The 26290-nt window shown below is 53.0% G+C and carries 15 protein-coding genes and 1 tRNA gene; 10 read left to right on the top strand and 6 right to left on the bottom strand.

Annotated elements, in window-relative coordinates:
* Window positions 1-302 precede the first annotated feature (302 nt).
* The 5 genes from iolD to ACSIPU_RS11325 all read left to right on the top strand — a co-directional run bounded on the left by iolD (window position 303) and on the right by ACSIPU_RS11325 (window position 6823).
* Complete coding sequence (iolD, locus tag ACSIPU_RS11345) at window positions 303-2243, top strand: 3D-(3,5/4)-trihydroxycyclohexane-1,2-dione acylhydrolase (decyclizing) (RefSeq protein WP_004117570.1); 1941 nt, start codon at window positions 303-305, stop codon at window positions 2241-2243.
* 48 nt (window positions 2244-2291) lie between these two features.
* On the top strand, window positions 2292-3305 hold the full coding sequence (locus tag ACSIPU_RS11340; RefSeq protein ID WP_004108840.1) for a Gfo/Idh/MocA family protein: 1014 nt from the start codon (window positions 2292-2294) through the stop codon (window positions 3303-3305).
* A gap of 41 nt (window positions 3306-3346) precedes the next feature.
* The gene (locus tag ACSIPU_RS11335; protein ID WP_004098146.1) at window positions 3347-4231 is read left to right on the top strand and encodes a sugar phosphate isomerase/epimerase family protein; all 885 of its coding nucleotides are present in this window, start codon (window positions 3347-3349) and stop codon (window positions 4229-4231) included.
* 24 nt (window positions 4232-4255) lie between these two features.
* Window positions 4256-5155 carry a myo-inosose-2 dehydratase gene (iolE, locus tag ACSIPU_RS11330; protein WP_004108838.1) on the top strand — a complete coding sequence of 300 codons (900 nt, stop codon included), beginning with the start codon at window positions 4256-4258 and terminating at the stop codon, window positions 5153-5155.
* Between the two features lie 168 nt (window positions 5156-5323).
* The gene (locus ACSIPU_RS11325) at window positions 5324-6823 is read left to right on the top strand and encodes a sugar porter family MFS transporter (RefSeq protein ID WP_004108837.1); all 1500 of its coding nucleotides are present in this window, start codon (window positions 5324-5326) and stop codon (window positions 6821-6823) included.
* 172 nt (window positions 6824-6995) lie between these two features.
* Here ACSIPU_RS11325 and ACSIPU_RS11320 read toward each other — a convergent pair whose 3' ends face one another.
* The 6 genes from ACSIPU_RS11320 to ahr all read right to left on the bottom strand — a co-directional run bounded on the left by ACSIPU_RS11320 (window position 6996) and on the right by ahr (window position 13316).
* Window positions 6996-8306, bottom strand: a complete 1311-nt coding sequence (locus ACSIPU_RS11320) for an ABC transporter substrate-binding protein (RefSeq protein WP_004108836.1) — start codon at window positions 8304-8306, stop codon at window positions 6996-6998.
* 139 nt (window positions 8307-8445) lie between these two features.
* Window positions 8446-9516 carry an ABC transporter ATP-binding protein gene (locus tag ACSIPU_RS11315; protein ID WP_196557801.1) on the bottom strand — a complete coding sequence of 357 codons (1071 nt, stop codon included), beginning with the start codon at window positions 9514-9516 and terminating at the stop codon, window positions 8446-8448.
* Between the two features lie 5 nt (window positions 9517-9521).
* Entirely contained in the window at window positions 9522-10346 is an 825-nt protein-coding gene (locus ACSIPU_RS11310) for a phosphodiesterase (RefSeq protein WP_004108829.1), read from the bottom strand.
* Between the two features lie 10 nt (window positions 10347-10356).
* Window positions 10357-11244: a carbohydrate ABC transporter permease gene (locus ACSIPU_RS11305; protein WP_004108826.1), complete on the bottom strand. Its 888-nt coding sequence runs from the start codon at window positions 11242-11244 to the stop codon at window positions 10357-10359.
* Window positions 11234-12106: a carbohydrate ABC transporter permease gene (locus ACSIPU_RS11300; protein WP_004108822.1), complete on the bottom strand. Its 873-nt coding sequence runs from the start codon at window positions 12104-12106 to the stop codon at window positions 11234-11236. Before ACSIPU_RS11300 ends, ACSIPU_RS11305 begins: the two co-directional genes overlap by 11 nt.
* A gap of 190 nt (window positions 12107-12296) precedes the next feature.
* Complete coding sequence (gene ahr, locus ACSIPU_RS11295) at window positions 12297-13316, bottom strand: NADPH-dependent aldehyde reductase Ahr (protein ID WP_004108819.1); 1020 nt, start codon at window positions 13314-13316, stop codon at window positions 12297-12299.
* 234 nt (window positions 13317-13550) lie between these two features.
* On the opposite strand from ahr, the gene ACSIPU_RS11290 reads away from it, so the two are divergent.
* From ACSIPU_RS11290 to ACSIPU_RS11270, 5 genes are all read left to right on the top strand, one after another.
* Window positions 13551-13635 (top strand) — tRNA-Leu (locus ACSIPU_RS11290).
* 198 nt (window positions 13636-13833) lie between these two features.
* Window positions 13834-15099 carry a tyrosine-type recombinase/integrase gene (locus tag ACSIPU_RS11285; RefSeq protein ID WP_435322020.1) on the top strand — a complete coding sequence of 422 codons (1266 nt, stop codon included), beginning with the start codon at window positions 13834-13836 and terminating at the stop codon, window positions 15097-15099.
* Between the two features lie 1140 nt (window positions 15100-16239).
* Window positions 16240-20949, top strand: a complete 4710-nt coding sequence (locus tag ACSIPU_RS11280; protein ID WP_407100525.1) for a hypothetical protein — start codon at window positions 16240-16242, stop codon at window positions 20947-20949.
* Window positions 20946-23177 carry a hypothetical protein gene (locus ACSIPU_RS11275; RefSeq protein ID WP_435322018.1) on the top strand — a complete coding sequence of 744 codons (2232 nt, stop codon included), beginning with the start codon at window positions 20946-20948 and terminating at the stop codon, window positions 23175-23177. Before ACSIPU_RS11280 ends, ACSIPU_RS11275 begins: the two co-directional genes overlap by 4 nt.
* Before the next feature lie 252 nt (window positions 23178-23429).
* Complete coding sequence (locus tag ACSIPU_RS11270; RefSeq protein WP_435322016.1) at window positions 23430-26288, top strand: DEAD/DEAH box helicase; 2859 nt, start codon at window positions 23430-23432, stop codon at window positions 26286-26288.
* Window positions 26289-26290: the final 2 nt, after the last annotated feature.

Genomic DNA, 26290 nt, shown 5'->3' with positions numbered 1-26290 from the left:
CCGGCCATTTACTATCACTCTTTACCTATGATTTTTAAGGGGATATTAAGAGCAGTACCGCGTAAATTGCGTGTTATCCCGGATACAGGATGTGAATGAAACGGGTGAAATGCATAGAGAGTTTGATCCCTCTCGCAAAATGAAATATTTCTTCTGTATTTCTATTTAATGAAAAAAATGTTTGCCTATAATCCAGAAGTATTCCAGTGGCGTTAACGATTTTCCTGGCCCATCGCTTGTCACGCTGGGCGGGGTAAAACGCTGACCTACACGCAAATACTGAACAATAAGGATTGGGCAACATGGGCAAACTGAGACTGACAATGGCGCAGGCGCTGGTGAAGTTCCTGGATAACCAGTACCTGGAAGTCGATGGCGAAGAGCATAAGTTCGTCAAAGGTATCTTTGCTATCTTTGGCCACGGCAACGTGCTGGGAATGGGCCAGGCTCTTGAACAAGATAGCGGTGAAATGCGGGTCTATCAGGGGCGTAACGAGCAAGGGATGGCGCATGTCGCCACCGGTTTTGCCAGACAGTCCCTGCGTCGTCAGATTATTGCCTGCACCTCCTCCATTGGCCCCGGCGCGGCAAACATGATTACCGCTGCCGCCACCGCGACCGCCAACCGCATCCCTCTGCTGCTGCTGCCGGGAGATGTGTTTGCGACCCGCCAGCCTGACCCGGTGTTACAGCAAATTGAGCAGAGCCACGATCTCAGCATTACCACTAATGACGCGTTTCGCGCGGTGAGTAAATACTGGGATCGCATCACCCGTCCGGAACAGCTGATGAGCGCCTGCATCAACGCCATGCGCGTGTTGACCGACCCGGCGGAAACCGGTGCGGTCACGCTCTGTCTGCCGCAGGATGTCCAGGGCGAAGCCTGGGATTATCCGCAGTCCTTCTTTACCCGTCGGGTACACCGCCTTGACCGCCGTCCGGCCAGCGCCGCACAGCTGGCGGATGCCGTGGCGGCGATTAAAGCCAGCCGTAAGCCGCTGATCGTCTGCGGCGGCGGGGTGAAATACTCCGGCGCCGGCGAAGCGTTGACCCATTTTGCCGAACGCTACGGCGTACCGTTTGCCGAAACCCAGGCGGGTAAAGGCAGCGTTGTCTCTTCGCATCCGTATAACGTGGGCGGCGTCGGCGAAACCGGCTGCCTGGCAGCGAACCTGCTGGCGAAAGAGGCGGACTTAGTCATCGGTCTCGGCACGCGTTTCAGCGATTTCACCACCTCGTCAAAATGGATTTTCCAGCACCCGGGCGTGCGCTTCCTCAATATTAACGTCAGCAACTTCGATGCCTGGAAGCTGGATGGGATTCCGATGCTGGCGGATGCCCGCGAAGCCCTCACCGCCCTCGATGACGCCCTGTCCGGCGAATCCTGGCAAGCAGGCTGGGGCGAGCAGATTGAAAGCGTGCAGAGCCGCCAGCTGAAAGAGACCCAGCGCGTTTACCAGGCGGTATGGCAGGAAACCGCTTTCGTCCCGGAAATCGACGACCATCTGGATCGGGAATCGGTGTATCGCGAATTTCGCCAGATAACCGACTCCACCCTGACGCAAAGCAGCGTCCTTGGCGTACTCAACGAAACGCTGCCGGCGGATGCGGTGATTGTGGCGGCGGCAGGTAGCCTGCCGGGAGACCTGCAGCGCGTCTGGCGCAACCGGGCCACCAACACCTATCACGTTGAATACGGCTACTCCTGCATGGGGTATGAAGTCAGCGCCGCGCTGGGCGTGAAGTTAGCCCAACCGCAAAGCGAGGTCTATTCGCTGGTGGGCGACGGCTCATTCATGATGCTGCACTCCGAGCTGGTGACCTCCCTGCAGGAGCGCGCGAAGATCAACATCGTACTGCTCGACAACATGGCCAACGGCTGTATCAACAACCTGCAGATGGAACACGGTATGGACAGCTTCGGCACCGAGTTCCGCTTCCGCTGCGCCGAATCGGGCCAGCTGCAGGGCGGCCTGGTACCGGTAGATTTCGCCACCGTCGCTGCCGGCTACGGCTGCAAAACCTGGCGCGTCACGACGCTAGAAGAACTACGCCACGCGCTGGACGCCGCGCGCCGCGAAACCGTCAGCACCCTGATAGACATTAAAGTGCTGCCGAAAACCATGGTGCACAAATATGGCAGCTGGTGGAACGTCGGCGTCGCGCAGTCAGCGCTCTCCGAGCGGATCCGTAAGGTTGCGCAAATGATCAATGAAAAACGCGCTCAGGCGCGGGATTACTAAAACAGAACACAAACCCTGAACCCTACAAATCTCGGGAGAAAACCAACTATGTCACTCAAATTAGGTGTCATCGGTGCCGGCGCTATCGGTAAAGAACATATCCGTCGTTGCACTCAGGTACTGCAGGGAGCCACGGTAGTGGCGGTTTCGGATATCAACGAAGAGAACGCGCGCGCCGCGGTTGCGCTGCCGGGCGTGCATGCCGAAGTGTACGCCGACGGTCATGACGTGATTAAGGCCAGCGATGTGGATGCCATTCTGGTTACCTCATGGGACCCCACCCACGAAGAGTACACGCTGGCCGCCATCGCCGCCGGGAAGCCGGTGTTCTGCGAGAAGCCGCTGGCGATGAGCGCGGAAGGCTGCCGCCGCATCGTTGATGCGGAAATGAAAGCCGGTCGCCGCCTGGTGCAGGTCGGATTTATGCGTCCTTATGACGAAGGCTATCTGGCGCTGAAAAAAGTGATCGATGACGGCGATATCGGCGCGCCGCTGATGCTGCGCTGCGCGCACCGCAACCAGTCGGTAGGTGAGGATTACATCACCAACATGGCGATCACCAACACCCTGATTCACGAGCTGGATGTACTGCGCTGGCTGCTGAATGACGACTATGTTTCCGTGCAGGTGCGCTTTCCGCGCTCCACTTCCCACACCCATGCGCGCCTGAAAGACCCGCAGATCGTGTCGTTTGAAACGAAAAAAGGCACGCTGATCGACGTGGAAGTCTTTGTGAACTGTCAGTACGGCTATGACATCCAGTGTGAAGTGGTGGGGGAAACCGGTATTGCCCGCCTGCCTGAGCCGTCGGCTGTGCAGATGCGCAAAGCCGCTAACCTGTCGACCGCTATCCTGACCGACTGGAAGGATCGCTTTATCAAAGCGTATGACGTTGAGCTGCAGGCCTTTATCAATGATGTTCAGGCCGGCCAGCTGCACGGCCCATCGGCATGGGATGGCTACGCGGCATCCGTTGCAGCCGACGCCTGTATCAAAGCCCAGGGCACCAGCGAACCGGTTGAGGTGACGCTGCCTGAGTGCCCTGATTTCTACAAACGCTAATCCCGCTTTGCTGACGGAACTTCTTTGCACAGGTAACGACGATGAAAATTGCTTTTGACGTTGATGTCATTAAAGACCTCGGGGTCACCCGAATGGTCCATCAGGTGGCGGAGTGGGGCTACAAGTACATTGAGCAATCGCCGCACCCGCAGATCAACCCGTTCTACAAGCACCCGCGCGCCAGCCGGGAAATTATGGCTGAGTACAAGCAGGCGCTGCGCGATACCGGCGTAGAGCTCTCTTCGTTTATCTGCGTCTACCGCTGGTCCGGTCCGGATGAGCTGCGCCGTCAGGCAGCAGTAAAAAACTGGAAACGGCTGATCGAAATCGCGGTTGAAATGGGTGTACAGGTGATCAACACCGAGTTCTCCGGCGATCCTAACCAGCCGGAGATTTGCGATGAGATGTTCTATCGCTCCATGGAAGAGCTGCTGCCGATTTTTGAGCGCGAAGGCATCCGCGTTGAAATTCAGGCGCATCCGTGGGACTTCTGCGAAGAGAACAACGAAACCGTCGATATCGTGAAGTCGTTCCGCAGCGATAACGTTAAGTACGTTTACAGCGTCCCGCACACCTTCTTCTATGACAAAGGCGTGGGTGACGTTGAGAAGATGCTGCGCTACGCGGGAAGCGATCTCTCCCATGTGCTGATCGCGGATACCCGCAACCATACAAAACACTGCCGCTATATCGTTAATCCACCGGGCGTAGATGCCGTCGTTCACCAGCACGTGGGCGTCGGGGAAGGGGATGTTGATTTCGACGCGCTGTTCCGCACCCTGCGCGATATGAAATTTGCCGAGCAGACCTTCAAGGTCGGCGGTGAGCCTATCGTGGCCACCTCGCTGTTCGGCTACCCGGAAAAAATGAAATACCAGGCAGTGGAAACCCGTGAACTCATCGAACGTGAATTGCTGCGCCGGTAGGCGCAGCGGCAGGAGCCCCCTACTATGAACAAAGATAACGTAAAACTGGCTATCGCCCCGATTGGCTGGACTAACGACGATATGCCGGAGCTGGGCAGCGAGAATACTTTTCAGCAAATCGTCAGCGAAATGGCGCTGGCGGGTTTTACCGGCAGCGAAGTCGGCAGCAAATATCCACGCGATCCGGCGGTTCTCAAGCCGATGCTGGATATCCGCGGCATTCAGATTTGCAACGCCTGGTTCAGCACCTTTTTTGCTAACGGCCAGCGGGAAAAAACCATTGATGAATTCGTTAACCACATGAATTTCCTGCATGCTATGGGCGCGAAAGTGATCGGCTGCTCGGAGCAGAGCGGCAGTATTCAGGGGCTGGAAAAGCCTATCCTGGAGAATGAGAAACCGTGCTTTAGCGAAGAAGAGTGGCAGCGGGTGGCGGAAGGCTATAACACCCTCGGTCGTCTGGCGGCGGAAAAGGGCATGCAGGTCTGTCTGCACCACCATATGGGGACCGGTATTCAGACGACGGCAGAGATCGACAAGTTTATGTCGCTGGTGGATGACAAGGTCTTCCTGCTCTACGACACCGGACACGCCTGGTATTCCGAAGGCGGCGAAGAGCCGATGCTGGCGATTCTGAAAAAATATCTGCCGCGCATTAACCATGTTCACCTGAAAGACGTACGTCCGCCGGTGATCGAGCAGGTGCGCCGCGAAGGACTCTCCTTCCTGGACGGCGTGAAGAAGGGGACCTTCACCGTGCCGGGCGACGGCGTCATTGATTTCCGTCCGGTGTTTAAACTGCTGGACGAGCATGGCTATAAAGGCTGGATGGTGGTTGAGGCCGAGCAGGATCCGGCGCTGGCCAACCCATTCGAATACGCCGTAAAAGCGCGTAAATACATCCGCGAGACGGCAGGAATCTAATCGTTGTTTCATTTTCAGGCCATACGCCGTATGGCCTGCTTTTTTTGCCCCATCACTCAGCAGTAGCTCAAGACGTAGAACGAAAACAACACGTCGGTGAGGCCTCGGCCTCTGCATTCAGACTAGAGCAAATCTTCCCTCAAACAAGGCGGGTTACTGGAGTCTATTATGTCTAAGGAACAATATCTTACACTCAATAAAGCGTCGGGACCGAATAGCAATACCCCGACAACGCCCTTTGTAAAAGTTGTCGCCCTGATCGCGACGCTTGGCGGTTTACTTTTTGGCTATGATACCGGGGTGATTTCCGGTGCCTTACTCTTTATGGGCACCGAGCTTCATCTCACTCCCTTTACCACCGGTCTGGTCACCAGCTCGTTGCTGTTCGGCGCCGCCTTTGGCGCACTGCTATCTGGCAATCTGGCGAATGCGGCGGGCAGAAAGAAAATTATTCTGTGGCTGGCGGTGCTTTTTGCCATCGGCGCGATAGGTACCTCTATGGCGCCGGACGTTAACTGGATGATTTTCTTTCGTCTTATTCTCGGCGTCGCGGTCGGCGGGGCGGCGGCTACCGTTCCGGTCTATATTGCCGAGATAGCTCCCGCGAATAAGCGCGGACAGCTGGTTACTTTGCAGGAACTGATGATCGTATCCGGTCAACTGCTGGCCTATATTTCTAATGCCACGTTCCATGAAGTCTGGGGCGGGGAAAGCACCTGGCGCTGGATGCTGGCGGTGGCGACGCTACCCGCCGTGCTGCTCTGGTTTGGCATGATGTTTATGCCGGATTCACCGCGCTGGTACGCGATGAAAGGGCGCCTGGCGGAAGCTCGTCGCGTGCTTGAGCGCACCCGGCATAAAGATGATGTTGAGTGGGAGCTGCTGGAAATCACCGAAACGCTGGATGAACAGCGCAATCTCGGTAAGCCCCGGTTCAGCGAGATTATGACCCCGTGGTTGTTCAAGCTGTTTATGATCGGTATTGGTATAGCGGTTATTCAACAGCTTACCGGTGTAAATACCATTATGTACTATGCCCCCACGGTACTGACCTCGGTTGGTATGACTGATAATGCCGCACTGTTTGCCACTATCGCCAACGGCGTAGTCTCAGTATTGATGACATTCGTTGGCATCTGGATGCTTGGCAAAATTGGCCGTCGCCCGATGACCATGATTGGTCAGTTCGGCTGCACCGCCTGCCTGGTCTTTATCGGTGCGGTCAGCTATCTGTTACCGGAGACGGTTAACGGCCAGCCTGATGCGCTGCGTGCCTATATGGTTCTGGCAGGGATGTTACTGTTTCTGAGCTTTCAGCAGGGGGCGCTGTCACCGGTGACCTGGCTGCTTATGTCGGAAATTTTCCCAACCCGTCTGCGCGGTATTTTTATGGGGGGGGCGGTATTTTCAATGTGGATTGCCAACTTCCTGATCTCCCTGTTCTTCCCGATACTGCTGGCGTGGTTAGGGCTTTCAGGCACCTTTTTTATCTTCGCTGGTATTGGCGTATTTGGCGCGATATTCGTCATTAAATGCGTACCGGAAACTCGCCACCGTAGTCTTGAACAAATCGAGCACTATCTGCGGGATAAGCTGGACACCAGTGAAGAAGGGCAGGCCGCCAGGGCCCGGCGAATAGTGGCTGAATCGCAGGCGAATAAAGTGTAACGCTGAGCGGTATCTGCGATGCTGGAGCGGTACTCAGCGGTCTGTACGGACCGGGCTAATGAGCCGTATCGAACGATCCCCTCCCCCTTGAAACAGGGGGAGGGGGTACACTGCTTCCGTACGGTATGACAGAAGATACCTCAGCTATCGGCGGGGATAGCGAGGGAAAGGGCTACTTCACTTCCGCCAGCGCGGTTTTATCGACGTAGGGCTTCATCAACGCATCGGCTTCCTTCTGCGCCGCCTGCACCGCGGCTTCCGGGGTAACATTGGCATCATTGACCACCGCGGCCAGCTGATTTTCCATCGCCTTACGCACGGCAACGGTCTCCCAGGTGGAGTACCATGGGTGGGCATACTTCAGCTGTTCGAGGGCGATAGCCGCGCGCGGATCCTGCTGCAGATACGCCTTCATTTCCGGCGTATCGTAGGCGGCCTTACGCGGGGAGAAGTAACCGGTAAAGCGACTCCAGGCGCCGTTGACCTGCGGGCTCACCAGATACGTCAGGAACTGATACGCCGCTTTTTTCTGCGCGTCGTTGATGCCCTTGAAGCTGACCAGGCTGGCGCCGCCGATCGGTACCGCCCGCTGCTCTTTAGCCGGCAGCATCGCCACGCCCAGCTCAAAATCTTTGCTGTTCTCGCGCATAAAGCCCAGCGCGCCGGTGCTCAGCATCGCCATTCCGACTTTGCCGGAGAAGAAGCTGGCGCCGATCTGTTTCGAATTTAACACCCCGGAAGGCATCACTTTGTCTTTATAGACCAGGTTCTGCCAGAAGCGCAGGGCGCCGATGGTGGTTGGCGTGTTGTAATAGACTTCGCCCGGATAGTCCTCGTTAAAGTATTTCCCGCCGTTAGCGCGCACCAGCGCCGAGAAGATCCAGCCGCCGTAATCATCATTAGTCGACGGCAGCATGATCCCCCACTGGCCTTTGCTTTCGTCGGTCAGCTTTCTGGCGTCCGCCAGCAGCTCGGCCCAGGTTTGCGGCGGCTGTTTGATCCCGGCCCGATCGAACATCGTTTTGTTGTAGTAGAGGATCGGCGTCGAGTTATGGAACGGGATCGCATAGGTGGTGCCCATCACCTGGGCGTTTTTATGCATGGCGGGCCAGAACGCCTTCACCAGAAAATCCCCCGCTTTTTGATCGCCATACTGGAACAGTTCGTCCATCGGCAGGATCTCATCTTTCAGCGCCAGATCGGTGGTGAAGTTGGCGGACATAATCACCAGCGCGGGCGGCTGCCCGGCTTTCTGCGCTGATTCGGCTTTGATCTTGGTGGTGTCGTAGTTGCCGGTAAAGATCCCGCGCACTTCGACATCCTGCTGCGACTCGTTGAATTGCTTAATGACGCGGGTCATCTCCATGGTCAGCTTGCCGTCCACCGGCGCCGGAAACATGAAGTCGATCTTCTCTTTCGCCAGCGCCGCGCCGCTCAGGGCAAGGCTGAGCCCAACCGCGAGAGCGGTGAGAGGTTTAAACATAGTTTGTCTCCATCAGTAAGCACCTGTCCACAGGCTATTTTATTTGCCAGTTTGGCCCTAGGCAGTGCTCAGAATCCTCACGTACTACACGTACGCTCCGGTTCTTCCGCGCTGTCCGTGTCCAAACTGACTGCAACAATTACGCCTGATGTACCGGCGCTAAATTATGCTGTTTCTCAGCATGAAAAAGATGCACATCGGCAGGTGAAAAGCCGAGGATCAGCGAATCGCCTTTCTCCGGCACCGCGCCGCGATGGCGACGGCTAAAGCGTAAGGTGCCGATGGGGGTGCTGACGTGGAGCAAATAATCGGCTCCCATCAGTTCTCGTTGCAGCACGGTGGCGGGCAGGCGCAGATGGCTCTCCTCCACGCGGTCGCTGATATGTTCCGGGCGAATGCCTAACCACACCCGGGATTCTTCACGGTAGCGCGGCGGCAGCGGATAGCGCAGCTCACCCAGTAATACCTCACCATCAGCGCAGGGCAGTGAGAGCAGATTCATCGCCGGAGATCCGATAAACCCGGCGACAAACAGGTTGGCCGGGTTGGCGTACAGATACTCCGGTCGCCCGACCTGCTGTACGTGGCCGCTGTTCATCACCACGATGCGGTCGGCCATCGACATCGCTTCCGTCTGGTCATGGGTGACGTAGACGGTACTGGTTCTGAGCTGCTGGTGGAGATCCATAATGCTGTCGCGCACTTCGCTACGCAGGCGGGCGTCGAGGTTGGAGAGCGGCTCATCCATCAGGAACAGGCGCGGATTGCGCACAATCGCCCGCGCCATCGCCACCCGCTGCCGCTGGCCGCCGGAGAGCTTCGCCGGTTTGCGATCGAGCAGGGTATCCAGCTGCAGCATCTGCGCGACTTTATCCACCCGCGGCTGCCAGCTGGTCTTCTCCTCTTTGCGCACCTTCATGCCGAAGGTGATGTTGTCGCGCACCGACAGGTGCGGAAACAGCGCATAGTTCTGGAAGGTCATCGCGAAGTTGCGCTCTCTGGGCGACATTTCGGTGATGTTCTCATCGTGCAGCCAGATCTCCCCCTCGCTGACCGGCTCCAGCCCGGCGAGCAGGCGCAGCAGGGTGCTTTTACCGCAGCCGGACGGGCCCACCAGCACCACGAATTCCCCTTCGCGAATATCCAGCGACAGGGCGCTGAGGGCCGATTTACCGTCAAACTGTTTACTGATGTTTTGCAGACTAAGCATGGCGTTTAGCAATCTTCCGTTGGGCAGCTGATATTTTCGTCGTACATCCACGGTCCGGCGTAATGGGTCAGAGGATGCTGATAGCTCACCCACTGCTCGTCGACCTGGCGATGCATCAGGCACGACGCTGGAGAGAGGTCGTAATACGGACGGGTATCTTCATGAAAATAGGGCACCTGGTGGACGGTTCCCGGGATGGTGGAGATGATGGCCTGACGATACTGGGTCATGGTCAGGCTGTGGTTATGGCCGCAGAAAATGCGCGTCAGCGACGGGAAACGCTCAACCAGCGCCAGCAGACGATGGCCGTTTTCGCAGGCGATAGGGTCCATCTGCGCGTTGCCCAGCGGCAGCGGCGGATGATGCATAAACACCGTCGCCGGTTTATCGCCGCCATCAAACAGCTGGGCTTCCAGCCACTTGATGGTTTCCTCGGTCAGCCAGCCTTTCGACGTACCCGCCTGGCTGGAGTCGATAAACAGCAGGCGAGTGGCAAAATCGTCTACCGCGTAGTGCATGTCTTGCGCGTCGCGGCCGAGCTGCGGGCACAGCGGATACAGGTATTCCAGAAACAGCGCTTTATCGTCGTGGTTGCCGGGAATGAGATACAGCGGATAGTTCAGGCTGCCGAGGATCTGGCGGGCGACCTCATACTCTTCCGGGCGGCCGCAGTTGACGATATCGCCGCTCACCACCACCGCGTCCGGACGCTCCTGCAGGGCGTTCAACTGGGAGACGACGTCGGCATTGGCGGCGTTGACGTCAATAAAGCCGTACAGCTTCTGGCCGCGGCTGCGGAAATGGGTATCGGAAATTTGCGCTAACAGCATGAAGAGCTCCTTATTTGATCCCGGAGAAGCCGAAGCTTCGCAGGAACTGTTTCTGGAAGAGGATAAACGCCAGCATCAGCGGCAGGCAGACCATCAGCGTGCCGGCGCCGATGATGCCCCACTGACCGCCGGATTCGGCGCCCATGGCGAACGAGACCAGCCCCACGGTCAGCACCTGTTTGTCCGGGTCGTTCAGCATCATCAGCGGCCACAGATACTCGTTCCAGTGGTAGGTAATGCTGACGGTGGCGAAGGCCAGCACCGACGGCCAGGACATCGGCAGCAGCACGCGGAACAGCACCTGCCACCAGCGACAGCCCTCCATCAGCGCCGCCTCTTCCAGCTCTTTGGGTATGGCCAGAAACGCCTGACGCATCAGGAACACGCCGAACGCCGAGGTGAAGTAGGGCATCATCACCCCGGTGAGGGTGTTGAGCAGGCCGAAGGTTTTCAGGGTCAGCATGTTCGGCACCATCATCACCACCGGCATGATCATCAGCTGGACGAGGAACATCAGGAACAGCGTCTTCTTGCCGCGAAACTCGTGGCAGGCGAAGACGTAGCCGGCGGTGGTGATGGTCAACAGCTGCACGAAGAAGGTGCCGAAGGTGAAGATAAGGGTATTGGCGTAGAGGCTCAGCCAGTCGGCGCTGGCCCAGGCATCGCGAAAGTTATCCAGCGTCAGCGGCATACGGGGCAGCAGGGAGGCCATATCCTCGCCGAAGGTCGTGGCGCTAAACGAGGTCGCCAGCATCCATAAAAACGGGCTCATCCACAGCAGCGCCAGGCAGCACATTAATACCGTGAGCGTAAAGGGCTGCGAGCGGCGCAGGCGCAGCCAGAGCGGGCGCGATGCGCTGTGCGATCGCAGCGCCAGCGGCGAGATTTCAGCGCTCATAGTGCGCTCCTTTCTCCAGCAGTTTGAGGTTAATCAGCGAGAAGGCAAACAGCCCGGCCAGCGTCAGGAAGGTGGCGGCGGAAGCTTTACCTAAATCATGGGTGTCCCAGGCGAGGTTCTGGATGTAGTAGAGCAGTACTGTCGTGGCGTTATCCGGCCCGCCGCGGGTCATCACCGCCACGTGGTCGATCTGGGTGATGGAGTAGATCAGCGCCGTGGTTATCACAAAGCTCAGGGTCGGGCGCAGCAGCGGCAGCGTGACCTTAAAGAATATCTGCGTGCGGGTGGCGCCTTCCATGATCGCCGCTTCGCGCGTGGAGGCCGGAATGCTTTGCAGCCCGGCGAGGAAAAACAGCATGTAATAACCGGCGAACTTCCACACGCCAATCAGCGCCAGCGCCAGCAGCGCGCTATTGCTGCGCCCCAGCCAGTTGTTGTTCATCGGGCCGAACAGCTTCGCCAGATAGTGGTCGAGCAGGCCAAGGCCCGGCATAAAGATAAACAGCCACAGCGCGGCGGCGCTGACCATCGGGATAATCATCGGGAAGAAGAACGCGGTGCGCAGCCAGCGGTTGACGCGGTGATTCTCGGTCAGGGCGACCGCCAGCAGCAGGGCGAGGGTCACGCCCGGTACCACCGTCAGCAGGATATAAAGCAGGTTATTCACCAGCGACTGCCAGAAGACGTTGTCGGCGAACAGACGACTAAAGTTCTCCAGCCCGACATACTGGCCGCCGTCGCTGACCATGCGGGTATCGAACAGGCTGTCATAAATCGATCGCCCGAGGGGAAACCAGGTAAACAGTAATAAAAACAGCAGGGAAGGCGACAGTATCAGCCAGGGAAGCCAGGTTTTTCTCATGGTGGCGGACGTCTCATTCAGGCGTTTGTAGAAGCCCGGATTGTGAGAAGGATTGACTGCAAACGTATGGCGGGGAGATGACGGTTTAATGACCAGGGAAACAAGCGCCGGGCAGACGGGCCGCCCGGCATCACCCCGGCCAGTGGCGTTCAGGCCGCGCGGCTGCGGCCTGAAGCATGATGAGGAACGATCAGAAGTCGGCTTTCAGCACCACGCGGTAGCGGGCCTTGCCCTCGCGAACGTGCTTCAGCGCCTCGTTGATCTGCGACATCGGGAACAGCTCGGTGGTTGGCGCGACTTTGCTGCGTCCGGCAAATTTCATCAGCTTGCGCAGCTCGGACGGGTTGCCGGTGGCCGAGCCGGAGATGCTGCGGTCGCCGCCAATCAGGGTAAAAGCGGGGACCGGGAACGGCTTCATTACCGCACCGACGGTGTGGAAGTTGCCGCCGTACGCCAGCGCTTCAAAGTACGGCTGCCAGTCGAGGTCGACGGCGACGGTGTTGATAATCAGGTCGAACTGGCCGGCCAGCGCCTTTAAGGCTTCGGGATCGCGGCTGTTCACCACGCGATCGGCGCCCATTGCCAGTACTTCCTGCTCTTTCGCCGGGTTAGAGCTAAAGGCGGTGACTTCCGCGCCCATCGCGTGCAGCAGCTTGATGGCGATATGGCCGAGGCCGCCAATGCCGATGACGCCGACGCGGCTGTTCGCCGTGACGTGATGCATCAGCAGCGGTTTGAAGACCGTGATGCCGCCGCAGAGCATCGGCCCGGCGGATTCAAGATCGACGTTTTCCGGCAGCGGGATCACCCATTGCCAGTCGGCGCGCAGCTTATCGGCGAAGCCGCCGCGGTTGATGATGGTGGGCACCGAGCCTTCCAGACAGTTCACGTGGTTGCCGCTGATACAGGCGTCGCAGTGGCCGCAGCTGCGCGCTGTCCAGCCAATGCCGACCTTCTGACCAACCTTCAGCCCTTTATCCTGCGCCGCGCTGCCCAGCGCCGCCACCCGGCCAATCACCTCGTGACCGGCCACCAGCGGATAGCTCGACATGCCCCATTCGTTGTCGATCATCGACAGGTCGGAGTGGCAGATCCCGCAGTACTCCACCTGCACTTCGACATCTTCCGGCTTAAGGTCGCCGGCATCGTACTCCCACAGCGACAGATCGGCGCCCGCTTCTTTGGCGGCGTAACTTTTAATAGTGCTCATGACAGTTTCCTTGGGTTTGGCGTAGTTAAGAAGGAAGTGTAGAGCATGGGGCGAGGGGACGCTTGGCAGAAGGAGGGGGGAAGGAGGGGTATAGAGGAGGGAAAAATGTGCCCTGAAGAGGCTAACCCACTGAGCCGATGAAAAATTCATCACTTGGTGGCAGGTGAATGCAACGTTGCTTGCATGGCAGCGTATGACAGGTATAATCCAGAACGTTTTCCGTATCCTTTCCGTGCCGGAGTGGCGAAATCGGTAGACGCAGTTGATTCAAAATCAACCGTAGAAATACGTGCCGGTTCGAGTCCGGCCTTCGGCACCATCGGAACATCAATAGACGTCAACGGACGTCTTTTTTTGTGCCTGAAATCCAGTATCCGCAAGGCTTTCCTCGCTTTTTCACTCAACCTAAGTCAACCTGATTCAATCTACATCAACTTACTGATGCGGGTACAACTGTGGGTATATCCCGGTTCGATAATGTTTGTACCCACACAGAACCCTTGAAAGGATACTCATCATGGCTCTGAGTGATGTGAAGGTTCGTTCGGCTAAGCCTGAAGAAAAAGCCTATAAGCTGACTGATGGCGACGGCATGGTATTGCTGGTTCACCCCAACGGTTCCAAATATTGGCGACTGCGTTATCGCTTCGGTGGCAAAGAGAAGATGCTGGCGCTGGGGAAATACCCTGAAGTGTCATTGGCGGATGCCCGGGCACGCCGGGATGAGGCCCGTAAGCTATTAGCTAACGGCGTCGACCCTAGTGAGAATAAGAAAGCTGTTAAGGTAGAGCAAGAGCAGGAAGCGATAACGTTTGAAGTGGTTGCCCGAGAATGGCATGCCAACAATCAGAAGTGGTCCGCATCGCATAGTGCTCGTGTATTGAAAAGTCTTGAGGATAATCTCTTTGCTGCTATCGGCAAACGCAATATTGCTGACCTGAAGACACGAGATCTGCTTGTGCCCATTAAGGCTGTGGAATCATCCGGACGACTCGAAGTCGCCGCCCGCTTACAACAGCGAACTACCGCGATTATGCGCTTTGCTGTTCAGAGCGGCTTAATCGACTATAACCCCGCGCAAGAGATTGCCGGTGCGGTTGCTACGGCAAAAAGACAGCACCGTGCTGCGCTGGAACTGAACCGTATTCCTGAATTGCTTCACCGCATCGATCACTATTCCGGAAGACCATTAACCCGACTTGCTGTCGAACTTACCTTGTTAGTTTTTATCCGCTCAAGCGAGCTGCGTTTTGCCCGCTGGTCAGAAGTCGATTTTGAAACGGCTATGTGGACGATTCCTGGTGAGCGTGAACCGCTGGACGGTGTTAAACATTCACAGCGTGGTTCAAAGATGCGGACACCTCATCTTGTTCCTTTGTCGCGTCAGGCCTTAGCTATTCTGGAAAAGATCAAAAGCATGAATGGGAACCGAGAGCTGATCTTCGTTGGCAATCACGATCCGCGTAAGCCGATGAGCGAGAATACGGTGAACAAGGCTCTGAGAGTGATGGGTTATGATACAAAAACGGAAGTATGTGGGCATGGTTTCAGGACAATGGCGTGTAGCTCACTGATTGAATCGGGCTTGTGGTCGAGGGATGCCGTAGAGCGGCAGATGAGCCATCAGGAGCGTAGCTCTGTTAGGGCTGCCTACATCCATAAAGCGGAACATCTGGGGGAGCGCAGGTTGATGCTGCAGTGGTGGGCGGATTATCTTGATGCGAATCGCAATGAGGCCACATCACCTTATCTCTATGCAAAGATTAATGAACCCTTATCTTGATTGAATATAAACAGCCATTCAGTTATTTATCAATGAAATGGCTGTTTATACCCGTGTTGTGCGCTGTATCGTTAACGGCATTACGACTGCCAGGCAACCTTTCTCCTTAAAGGCGGAATTCAACATATTTTTATAATACTCTTTTTTGATGACTTCGCTGCGCCGGAGGCCATGTGTAACGTGGTTTAGAGTAAGTAATGTTGATGATCTACCCCGAGATAGATTCTTCTAGCCATTAATTTAAATTTATAACTGTTGGCTAACAACGCTGAACGGTTCTCTGCCAACGGCGGAGATAATCGGCTAGGTGTTGAAGGTATCATATTCTTCCAGCAACCAAGTGGATTTGCCGACATTGCAGCTCGTGCTTGTTAAGCCCATCAAAAAATTAATCGCTTGAACGCGGCTATTGGATTGGATTTTATACTGTCTATTTATCATTCAACTGAAACACATAAACCATGTTAACTATGTGGTTTTTATGCTTGTTCTTCAGCGCAGTCACGGTATGATTTAACAATTCGCCCTTCAGTTTATGCTATATGACTTTGCTATAAGTAAGCAATTTGGGGAAGCATGATTAGCTATTAATATCTTGAAATAGCTAATCAAAAGTCAACTTACTCCGGTGATATAAGACTGATATGTAACCAATATTTTATTTGTTGTGGTCGCTTCGGAAGGTAGTCGAAATCGTTAGTAAAAAAACATCAATGTTGAGGCGAAAAATAGTTGGCAGCTACTTTGATCAGGCGATGAAGAGATGTGCGTTCATGTTGTTGTTCGTCAGGGACGGTTCACCATTTATCGGAAAGGTGACTGCCCTATCACAGTGAGTGCTCAAATAGTAAACACGTTGTAGATATGGCCTATCCTGCACGGTTTTCAGACCGTGTCATTTGCTGCCGTAGTTGAAGTTGAAAAACACGCTCGGGAAAGTTAAGCAGACGCTAAGCAATGCACTACAGGAAGGTTTGTCCCCCTGAGTCCCGTCTTGCCAAGAGCATCTCTGAAAAGTGCCTCGAAAATATGATGAATATTTATCGAAGACGTTTTTGGCGTGGGAGTATGGATTACGGGTTTTGACGTTGAGCGTTTGGCTGAGTGGTTGCAGGTGCATTTATATTAAGGGGAAGAAGAATGAGAAAAAACTGGACTATAAAGGAAGATTGTAAGCTGCTTACCTTGGTACGTCAGCACTTTTCTGCGTTGGTCAGCCATAACCGGCTGAATGCCACAATGCCATTTAGCCAGCAGCTTCACGATGCATTTGACTCACCTGATCGCGATGCCGCAGCATTGTTGTATCGACTCGAACAGGCAAAAATCCTGGGATTTGCCAGCCGTCCTGGAGGCGATCCCACTAAACAGCTGTTTCGCTGTCTGATAAACAATGATTTGGCGCTATACGATTACAGCCTCACCTTTCCCACTCTCAGAAAAGCATTGCATCCAGATACCGTTGCAGCAGCACTAAACCACTTCACGAATAGCAATCCACACGAATCACTGTCCAATACTATCAATGAAATTGCAAAAGCCTTGCATCTTTGCTCCATGCAGATAGAAAAGCTTCTGATCGACAGTGGCCAAATAACCATCAATAGTTACCGTGAGTGTGAGCGTGTTGGAGAGATAACTATCAATAATAATCTGCAAGATCTCATCTCCAGGCAAATTCCTGACATAACGCTGGTTGAAGATATTAACGCTTGCCGCGCCCAAGTTTCTCAACTTTACCACGTGCATGAACGTGATGGCGCGGAGGTCATCTTCAGTTCCGATGGCACGGGGTTCGGCAAAAGTTATGGCGTAATTCAAGGGTATGTCGAATATCTGGAGTGTTTCGCCAAAAAACAAAAGTCAGATGATCTGTTTCCCGAAGGTGGCTTTACCAACCTGCTGTTCATGTCGCCGCAAAAATCACAAATCGACCTGGATAGCAGCCAGAAAGACAAAATTCTGGCTTCTGGCGGCGAATTCATTTGCGTTCTCTCTCGTAAGGATATTGCCGATCTCGACTTTATGGACTGGGCCACGGGCCTGAAAAATCGCGACCGCTATATTCAGTGGTACGAAGGGGCGAAGGGTAGCAAATATATTGGCAGCGCAATGCGTTCGCTCAATTACCATGTCTCACAAATTGATCGCTGTGAAGAGCAGTTAAAAAAGCTGACAACATACGGTTCTCAGGATACCAACTACGAAAGAGAAATTCTTGAAGAGCAGCTAAAAAACTGTCGCCATAGTATCCGCAATACGATTGAGTCAGCCTGTAAATTACTATTTGGACCAGATAGTGAAAAAGCTTCCATTAAAGAGTACATTCGTCGCGGGCTCCAGGCGCGCCAAGAGCGAATGCAACACGCGGAGACAGCACGAAAACCAAGCAAGTCTGAACTAAGCGTACACGAAGTCTACTTCGAGCTTATCAAACAGGTATTGCCTTTCGAAGTTTGCCAGTACCGCCCGTCGGTGCTATTAATGACTACAAATAAGTTCGACACATCAACTTACCGACTGGCGCCTCGTCAGCGAGGTGAAGGCGTGCATTTTGAGTCCGTAGGTTTCGATTTGCTGATTGGCGGCAAGCTGGCTCCCAAAGATCCACAGATCAGCACCGTTGCGGCAGCTGGCCATACCGGGCAGGTTGCTTATCTTCGTGATGAACACTTCAGACGTAATCCAGACTGCCCTTTTCGCCAGAAAAATATTCGCTTTACGGTAATCATTGATGAACTACATGAAGCCTACACCCGTCTTGAAGAAACATGCCATGTAAAGCTAATCACACAGGAAAATAATCTGGCGCATGTTATCTCTGTCGCGGGACGTATTCACAATGCGGTACTCAGCCTGGAGCGCCGGAAAAAGCCCAAAGAAGCGCAAACGACCTTTGAGCAAGAGATGGTCAAATTCATCACCATCCTTCGAGACCTACTGGCGAAAAAGTGCGAATTATCACCCGGTACGACGCTGGGCTCGATCCTAGAGATGTTTCGCGACCAGTTAGGAGCATTCGAAGTTAATGGCGACGCCGCCGAACGCATCATTTCCATTACCCGGAATGTGTTCAGCTTTAACCCCAAAATGTACGTTAATGAAGAGGGGCTGAAACGCATTCGTATGCGCAACAGCGAAGGCGACATAACGCGCACCGAGCTATATTACGAAGTCGAAAATGATGCCAGCGACACCAATCCCACCCTGCACGATCTGTTCCAATTGGTCTCCGTCATCCTCGCCGCCTGTTCTGATATCACCAACCGACACTTTAAGCGCTGGGTAAAAAATGGTGGCCAGGATAACTCCAGCAGCCAGAATACACCTTTGGGCCAATTTGTTGACGCAGCCAATAATGTAGCTGGAGTGGTGCGACATATCTTCGATCGCACCACCGATAAAAACCTGTTGATTGATCATTTCTACACTTATCTGCAACCCAAAACCGTATTCACGATGACGCCGATAGTTGAACTCAATTACGTGAACAGTGGAGCCGAGCGTACAATTATTCTGGCGTTTGAGATGGATCTGGTACAAGAGTTGCCTGAAGCCATGCTGCTACGTTTATTAACGGGCACGCACAATAAAGTGATTGGACTTAGCGCCACCAGTGGTTTTAGCCACACCAAAAACGGTAACTTCAATCGTCACTTCCTGGAGCGCTATAGCCGTGACCTTGGCTATCGAGTCATTGAACGTAAAAAAACAGATATCGATACGCTTAGAGCACTACGCGCGTTGAGAGCCAGTATCCGCAACGTCGACTTCAGGGTGTTCGATGATAAGCAGTTAAAATTGACCGATATCTACCAAAATTGTGAGATCTATCGCAGGACGTATGACAACTTTTTCGACGCGCTGAAGAAACCGCTGGAGTACGACCTGAAAAATACCTATAAACGGCGTCAGTACCAGCGGGAACTTGAAGCGTTATTGCTTGCCGCCTACGAGGGTAAAAACAGCCTGATTTTGTCCCTTTCAGGGACATTTAAGCGGGCCTTTATCAGCGCCTGGCGCACTCATCAATCAGCCTGGCGTCAGCAGTACGGTATGCACTCCCGGTGCGATGAAAAAACGGATAACGATAAGAAACATGACCAGATCCTGACCTTTACCCCATTTAAAGGGCGTCACACCGTCCATTTGGTCTTTTTTGATTCACCACTGGCTAATGTCGAAGATATTAGGCAAGAAACCTATCTCCAGAACAGCAATACCGTACTGGTATTTATGAGCAGCTACAAAAGTGCAGGCACCGGCCTCAACTACTTTGTTAAATACCATGACGGCGATATTAATGATATCAATGCACCGCGTCTGGATGTCGATTTTGAGCGCTTAGTGCTCATCAACTCCTCGTTTTACAGCGAAGTAAAGGACAACAGCGGCAACCTTAATACATTACCTAACTACGTTACCGTGCTTAAACACTACGCTGATGACGATATTACCGTCCACAAGCTGGCCGATTTCAACGTTAATTTCGCCCACGGCGAAAACTATCGCCTGTTAATGGCCGAACATGATATGAGCTTATTCAAAGTCGTCGTGCAGGCCGTAGGGCGAGTCGAGCGTCGCGACACTCTATTGAAAACAGAAATCTTTTTACCCCGCGATGTGTTCCGTAATGTTGCATTCCAGTTCGCCGCTCTCAGTGAAGATAGCGGTAACGAGGTAGTATCAGAAAGCATGTCCTTGCTTAACCACCGCCTAATGGAGGAGTGCGAAAAGCTGAGTCAGAACCAGTCATTTAGTGATGCAGAACAGCGGTATGCGTTTGAACAGGCTATCGTAGAAAATGGTCGCCGCATCGATGCTGTTCAAAAGCGAGTCCTGAAAACCGACTGGATAAATCAGGTACGCGCCGGCAACCTTGAATATCTCGAATTGTGTAATTTATTCCGCGCTTCTGACTCCTTTACCGATCCCATGCGTTGGCTGGAAAAACTTCAGGCTAATTCCTTGTATGCCGCCAATCGGCAAATGCAATCAATCCACCACGCCCTGTTTATCGACCGCCATCAGGGCAACCAAACTATTTTACTTTGCCACAAACGCGGCCCGGATGGACTTGTCCACAGAGATTATTCCGCCCTGTCGGATTTCGCTGGCGGCGCAAGAGAGTACCGGCCTGAGCTCACCCTCTTTCCGCAGTATAGAAACGATGTCGATTTTACCCCCGGCAACCTGGTCGGCGAGTTGATTCGTGAATGTGACAACATCCAGGAAACGGCATTCAAAAAATGGGTACCCAACCCCAGGCTAGTTCCGTTGCTCAAAGGCAATGTCGGTGAATATCTCTTCGATAAAGTGCTAAAAAGCTATGGCGTTACCCCACTTTCTGATCAACAGGTGTTTGAACGCCTTGAACCGCTAGTATATGAGTTTTTTGACCGCTTTATTGAAGTGGGTAACGACCTGCTCTGCATCGACGTTAAACGCTGGGCGACGCAGTTGGATGATTTAACGCGGGCAGAAGAAACGCTTGAGAAAAGCAACAACAAGATTCGCCAGATCCGTAATATCACCAGCCAAAAGGCGGATACAGAGGGGCAGAAACAGCTTCAGGCTGTGCTGTCAGGCCGTTACGAACGCATTCGATTTGTCTATCTGAACGTCGCCTACAGCCAGAACCCCAATAATCTGATGTGGCAAGATAACGTGGATCACACGATCCACTACCTTAACCTGTTGCAAACCGACTACCAGTACTATCAGCCCAAAAATCGAGAGAGCGGACGAGCTCAGGAAAACTCGAAACTGAGCATGACATTGGACATTAACCCAATGTTACTAACCTTGCTGGGTGTAGAAAAGTTGCCGACTAAAGGAAAAGTCTCATGATCCCTAATTTGAATGAACTGACGGATACTCCGATTGCCCGAACCAATTTGATCAAGCTTGAAGAAGATCAGCTGACGACCATCCAGCGTCTATTGGCCCCTATATCTAATATCTATACGATAGACTTTATGGTTCAGCGCTTTACTAAAGAGCGAAAAGAAAAATCCGCTGATTACTATGCGCGAATTCATCAGGAGGTAAAATCTTGCGTGCGGCAGAAGCTTGGGCTGGAAGCCGGGCAGGAGGTAAAATATGAACTGCATTGCTTACCAAATTACCATCACGTCTTTTTTTTCCTGGCGCCTGCAACTAACCCGAACAGTCAGGCTCACAGGACGTTGGCAGAACGTATTGAAACGCTTTGTCAGCAACTCACCGCTGAAAATCATGACCTATCTCGCCTGATTCAGGGATTATTTAGCCTGCATTTGAAAATGGTAATGCTGGAAAAAGCCAGTGAGCGCTTTTCGGTATCGCCGACTTACTTCAACTCAACGCTTTACCTTAACGCTCGTCTGAGTCAGCCCGTCACACAAAAAAAAGGCACCGGGGTGATGGAAGCCTTTGAGCTCGACATTTATGCCTCAGAATATAATGAACTCGCTTTTACCCTGCACAAACGAAAATTCTTGGTCGAACCGTCGGATGAGATGCACCTATCCCTGGACGATACCAGCGTGTGGTTTAGCATCGATAATCGTCGGCTTAAAGCTCGGCGCAAACTTGATGCCCGTGATAGCAAACTGGATTTTTTTCGTGAGCGCAGCGGTTATGGCGAATGCCAGGCCTATACCTATAACGTGGTCATGAATGCTGCCTGCGAGCGGCTCAGTGAACTAGAGATCCCCCATCAACCTATCCCATTTCAGGCTACACACGAGGTCAATCAGTTTGCTACCGACCTCGATCAACAGCTGGCTAATACGCTGTTGGTGGTTAATAACGGCGTCGAATTCAGCGTCACGCAAGAAGCTTATTTCTTTGATGCATTAGCCAACCAGTTCCCCGGGTATCAACTCTGGTCTCTGGCATCGCTTAAACATTCCCGACAAACCGGATTTGCTGAGCTGCCTGCTAATACATCTATTCTGGTACTCAATGCGGTAGAGGAAGAACGAAGCAACAGCATCCGGCAGCAAGAGAATGAATCTGTTGAGTACAATGATTTCTATTCAGCCTTTGCCGACGCCCGAAAACAACCTGAACTCAACTGGGATATTTATACCCAGCTTAAGTTAGATCGTTTGCAAGGGTGGCTAAATCAACAACCACTGCCTGTGGTTTTACAAGGAATGAACATTGATCGTAAGTTGCTGGATGCGATTGATTTTATTAATGAACAATTGATAAGCAACCCTGCTCAATACGAAATCGAACTTACGAAACCACACAGTCGTCTCAAGTCAGCAGTTACCTTATTGAAAAGTAAGGTACGCCGAACGAAAACTGAACTATGGTTCAAAGAGAGCTTACTCAATCAACATCACATTCCACTGCCAGACTTGGCGAACGGGCACTATACCGCCTATGCGGTACGCAAAACGAAAAGTAATATCCACCTGCTTGGGTATGTTGAACTAAAAATAGAGCACGGCCAACTTAGGGGGGTTGATACCGGGATCGTCGAAGGTGAATTCGAGTATCTATCTGTTGATCATCCAGCTCTGGGACGACTAAAGAAATTATTCGATAAAAGCTTCTATCTCTACGACCATACAGCAGATGTGCTGCTTACCACCTATAACAGCTCCCGCGTGCCGCGCCTGATTGGCCCGGCGCAATTTAATATCGTCGATTCATACGCTTATCAGGAACAAGAAAAAGCGCTGGCGGAGCGTCAAGGTGATAAATTTAACGGGTATACTATCACTCGCTCAGCAAAATTGGAGCAAAACGTACTGCCCTATCTGATATCACCGGGCCGCTCGAAATACGACTCGTTGACTAAAACTCAAAAGATGAAGCATCACCATATTTACCTGCAACCGCATGAGAATGGAGTGTTTGTTCTGGTAAGCGATGCTCAGCCTACAAATCCTACTATTGCACGGCCTAACCTGGTAGAAAATCTGCTGATATGGGATGCCCAAGGTAAGGCCGTAGATGTATTTAATCACCCGTTAACTGGTGCTTACCTCAATAGCTTCACCCTGGATATGCTAAGGAGCGGCGAAAGTAGTAAGAGTTCGATTTTTGCCAAGCTTTCACGATTGATGGTTGAGAACTAACACGGTCTATAACCTTCGTCCCTTAATCACGAATTCTCCCCCACTGACTCAGTGTGGGGGAGTTGACTCAGCTCACTTTTTAACTATCGTTGTTTGAAATTTATACGTGATTTCTGCGCATTACATTCCATTTTATACCCCCTGACGCGGCCCTTCATGTTATCTTTAAAGCCCTCTTTTTTATCGCAGTGTGCAGCGACATATCGCTCGGGATAGTGTTATCACCACTGCCTCATACAGACAGAAAAACCGATGAATAAGCAAAATTATGCACCTGGAATGCGGGTGGTTATTCGTGATGCAGAGTGGCGCATTCGCCGGGCGGATGACAGCGGAGATGGTGGTTACCTGCTGACCTGTGATGGCATTTCGGAGCTGGTACGCGGTAAAGAAGGGCTGTTTCTAACAAAGCTGGAGCAAAAAGTCGAGATTCTCGATCCAGCAAAAACAAATCTGGTGGAAGATGAGTCGGCCAATTACCAGGCGGCTCAATTGTACATAGAGAGCCAGCTACGCCAACGCGTCCCGACTGACAGCAAAGTCCATTTTGGACATCAGGCTGCGATGGATTCCATGCCCTTTCAGCTCGATCCCACGCGCATGGCACTGGCGCAGCCGCGTCAGCGGATATTAATTGCTGATGCGGTAGGGCTGGGTAAAACGCTTGAAGCCGGTATCCTGGTTTCAGAGCTGATTCGCCGTGGACGTGGCAAACGCATTCTGGTGCTGGCGGTTAAATCCATGCTCACGCAATTCCAGAAAGAGTTCTGGAGCCGTTTTGCTATTCCGTTGACGCGGCTTGACTCCGCTGGTTTACAAAAGGTGCGTAACCGTATCCCAACCAACCACAACCCGTTCCATTATTTCGATAAGACCATTATATCCATCGATACCCTGAAACAGGACATCGAATATCGCCATCACCTGGAAAACGCCTGGTGGGATATTATTGTTATCGATGAAGCGCATAATGTCGCTGAACGTGGGATCAGCTCTTTGCGCAGCAAACTGGCAAAATTGCTCGCCGGGCGCAGCGATACGCTGATTATGCTTTCAGCTACGCCGCATGACGGTAAGGCTGAAAGTTTTGCCAGCCTGATGAACATGCTCGACCCGACGGCCATTGCCAATCCGAAAGAGTATGAATACGCCGATTTTGCCGATAAAAATCTGGTTGTGCGTCGCTTCAAAAAAGACGTAAAAGATCAGATGGCTGGTGAGTTTCCGGAACGTAATATCGTCAAATTGATGCGCCCGGCAACCGGAGCTGAAGAGGAAGCCTACCGCCGATTGGTTGAGAGTCAGTTCCGTGACGATGATGATGAAGACTCGCGGTCAAATAAAGGCCGCCTGTTCAAAATTACGCTCGAAAAAGCGTTGTTCTCCAGTCCAATGGCATGTGCCAGCGTGGTGGCTAACCGCCTGAAGCGGCTTGAGAACCGCAAAGAAATAAACAGTCAGAGCCAGATTAACGAATTAGAGTCACTGCTGCTGGCGCTCAATAATATTGATGCCAGCCAGTTCAGCAAGTATCAGTTGTTGCTGGAGACCATCCGTAACGATCTCTGCTGGAAAGCGAATAACACGGAAGATCGTCTGGTGATCTTTACCGAGAGTATCAAAACGCTCGAGTTCCTTGAGCAGCAACTGCGCTCCGATCTCAAGCTGAAAGACGATCAAATTGCCACGTTGCGAGGCGATCAGGGCGATACAGTTCTGATGGAAACCGTCGAAGCGTTTGGCAAAACCCAGTCTCCGCTACGCCTGCTCATCTGCTCGGATGTGGCGTCTGAAGGTATCAACCTGCATCACCTCAGCCATAAAATGATTCACTTCGATATTCCGTGGTCGCTGATGGTATTCCAGCAGCGTAACGGACGTATTGACCGCTATGGGCAAAAACACCAGCCACAGATCCGCTACTTGCTGACTGAAGCCAGCGAACCGCAGATCAACGGTGATATGCGTGTGCTGGAAGTGCTGATCAATAAAGACGAACAGGCGCAGAAGAATATTGGCGACAGTTCCGAATTTACCGGCAAATTTACCCAGGAAGAGGAAGAGGAGCAGGTTGCTGAATTCATGATGCAGGACGATGGCGCCAGCCTGTTCGACGACCTGTTGAATAGCAATGTCACTGAAAATTCTGAACACGACCTGTTTGGCGAAATCTGCAGCGCAGTGTCCAGCGATGCTTCGATCGTGACCGAAAGCGACATTAGTCTGTTTGATAATGAGCAGGCATACTGCGAAAAAGCGCTAGGCTATCTGAAGGCCTGCGGCCAGACCGTGCAATACGATACCTTGCCTGATAACACCTTATCGCTGGTCGCACCGGAGGAGTTACGCCGTCGCTTTAACCAGTTACCGCCGGAAATTGCGCCGGAAAACTGGCAGCTTTATCTAAGCCAGGACAAAACCGTTATCACGGAAGCCATTTCGCGTGCGCGCGGTGAGCAACATGCCTGGCCCGATGTGCAGTATCTCTGGCAAATTAACCCGGTCGTGCAGTGGTTAGACGACAAAATTCAGTCCGCCTTTGGTCGCCACCAGGCACCGGTGATGCGCCTGCCGCACCTGTTTGAGCCTGATGAGGATCACTTCATCCTTTCCGGGCTTTTCCCGAACCGTAAGTCGCACCCGATGGTGAACCCGTGGCTGGTGGTGAGCTTTAACCGCGAAACGTTAAGCGGTAGCCTGCCCTTTGCTGAGTTCCTGAAACGACATCCGCAATTGAGAAGCAAACTGACTAACAGTGGTGGTAAAGATCGTAACCACCAGCGTCAGCAGGATCTGCTGGAAGCGGCAATCGCCCATGCGCGGGATGTGTTTGTTCACGATCGAAATGCTTTTGAGGAGCATATCAATCAGCAGCTCAATGAGCATCTGCAAAAGCTGGACGTTCTGCGTGGGCGTCAGTTGAGTCAACTGGAGCTGGATTTTGCCGATAATAAACAGCAGCTTTCAGTGAAACAGAGCCGCAAAGAACAACGTCAGCGCGAAATCGAACACAATTTTGACAGCTACATCCAATGGATTGAGGACACCATGACCACCGAAAAAGAGCCATACATCCAGGTTATTGCTGTAATCACCGGAGCGGAGGGCTAATC

The organism is Klebsiella sp. HN106, assembly GCF_051209435.1.
Taxonomy (GTDB): domain Bacteria; phylum Pseudomonadota; class Gammaproteobacteria; order Enterobacterales; family Enterobacteriaceae; genus Klebsiella; species Klebsiella oxytoca.
The sequence above is the reverse complement of the archived record's forward strand: the minus strand, read 5'-3'. Positions and strand labels throughout refer to the sequence as shown.

What these genes read in the sequence shown, in the direction of transcription:
- ACSIPU_RS11275 (WP_435322018.1), top strand. Translation starts at nt 20,946, where the DNA reads ATGATCCCTAATTTGAATGAACTGACGGATACTCCGATTGCCCGAACC.
- iolD (WP_004117570.1), top strand. Translation starts at nt 303, where the DNA reads ATGGGCAAACTGAGACTGACAATGGCGCAGGCGCTGGTGAAGTTCCTG.
- ACSIPU_RS11335 (WP_004098146.1), top strand. Translation starts at nt 3,347, where the DNA reads ATGAAAATTGCTTTTGACGTTGATGTCATTAAAGACCTCGGGGTCACC.
- ACSIPU_RS11340 (WP_004108840.1), top strand. Translation starts at nt 2,292, where the DNA reads ATGTCACTCAAATTAGGTGTCATCGGTGCCGGCGCTATCGGTAAAGAA.
- ACSIPU_RS11305 (WP_004108826.1), bottom strand. Translation starts at nt 11,244, where the DNA reads ATGAGCGCTGAAATCTCGCCGCTGGCGCTGCGATCGCACAGCGCATCG.
- ACSIPU_RS11325 (WP_004108837.1), top strand. Translation starts at nt 5,324, where the DNA reads ATGTCTAAGGAACAATATCTTACACTCAATAAAGCGTCGGGACCGAAT.
- ACSIPU_RS11280 (WP_407100525.1), top strand. Translation starts at nt 16,240, where the DNA reads ATGAGAAAAAACTGGACTATAAAGGAAGATTGTAAGCTGCTTACCTTG.
- iolE (WP_004108838.1), top strand. Translation starts at nt 4,256, where the DNA reads ATGAACAAAGATAACGTAAAACTGGCTATCGCCCCGATTGGCTGGACT.
- ACSIPU_RS11320 (WP_004108836.1), bottom strand. Translation starts at nt 8,306, where the DNA reads ATGTTTAAACCTCTCACCGCTCTCGCGGTTGGGCTCAGCCTTGCCCTG.
- ACSIPU_RS11270 (WP_435322016.1), top strand. Translation starts at nt 23,430, where the DNA reads ATGAATAAGCAAAATTATGCACCTGGAATGCGGGTGGTTATTCGTGAT.
- ACSIPU_RS11315 (WP_196557801.1), bottom strand. Translation starts at nt 9,516, where the DNA reads ATGCTTAGTCTGCAAAACATCAGTAAACAGTTTGACGGTAAATCGGCC.
- ACSIPU_RS11310 (WP_004108829.1), bottom strand. Translation starts at nt 10,346, where the DNA reads ATGCTGTTAGCGCAAATTTCCGATACCCATTTCCGCAGCCGCGGCCAG.
- ahr (WP_004108819.1), bottom strand. Translation starts at nt 13,316, where the DNA reads ATGAGCACTATTAAAAGTTACGCCGCCAAAGAAGCGGGCGCCGATCTG.
- ACSIPU_RS11300 (WP_004108822.1), bottom strand. Translation starts at nt 12,106, where the DNA reads ATGAGAAAAACCTGGCTTCCCTGGCTGATACTGTCGCCTTCCCTGCTG.
- ACSIPU_RS11285 (WP_435322020.1), top strand. Translation starts at nt 13,834, where the DNA reads ATGGCTCTGAGTGATGTGAAGGTTCGTTCGGCTAAGCCTGAAGAAAAA.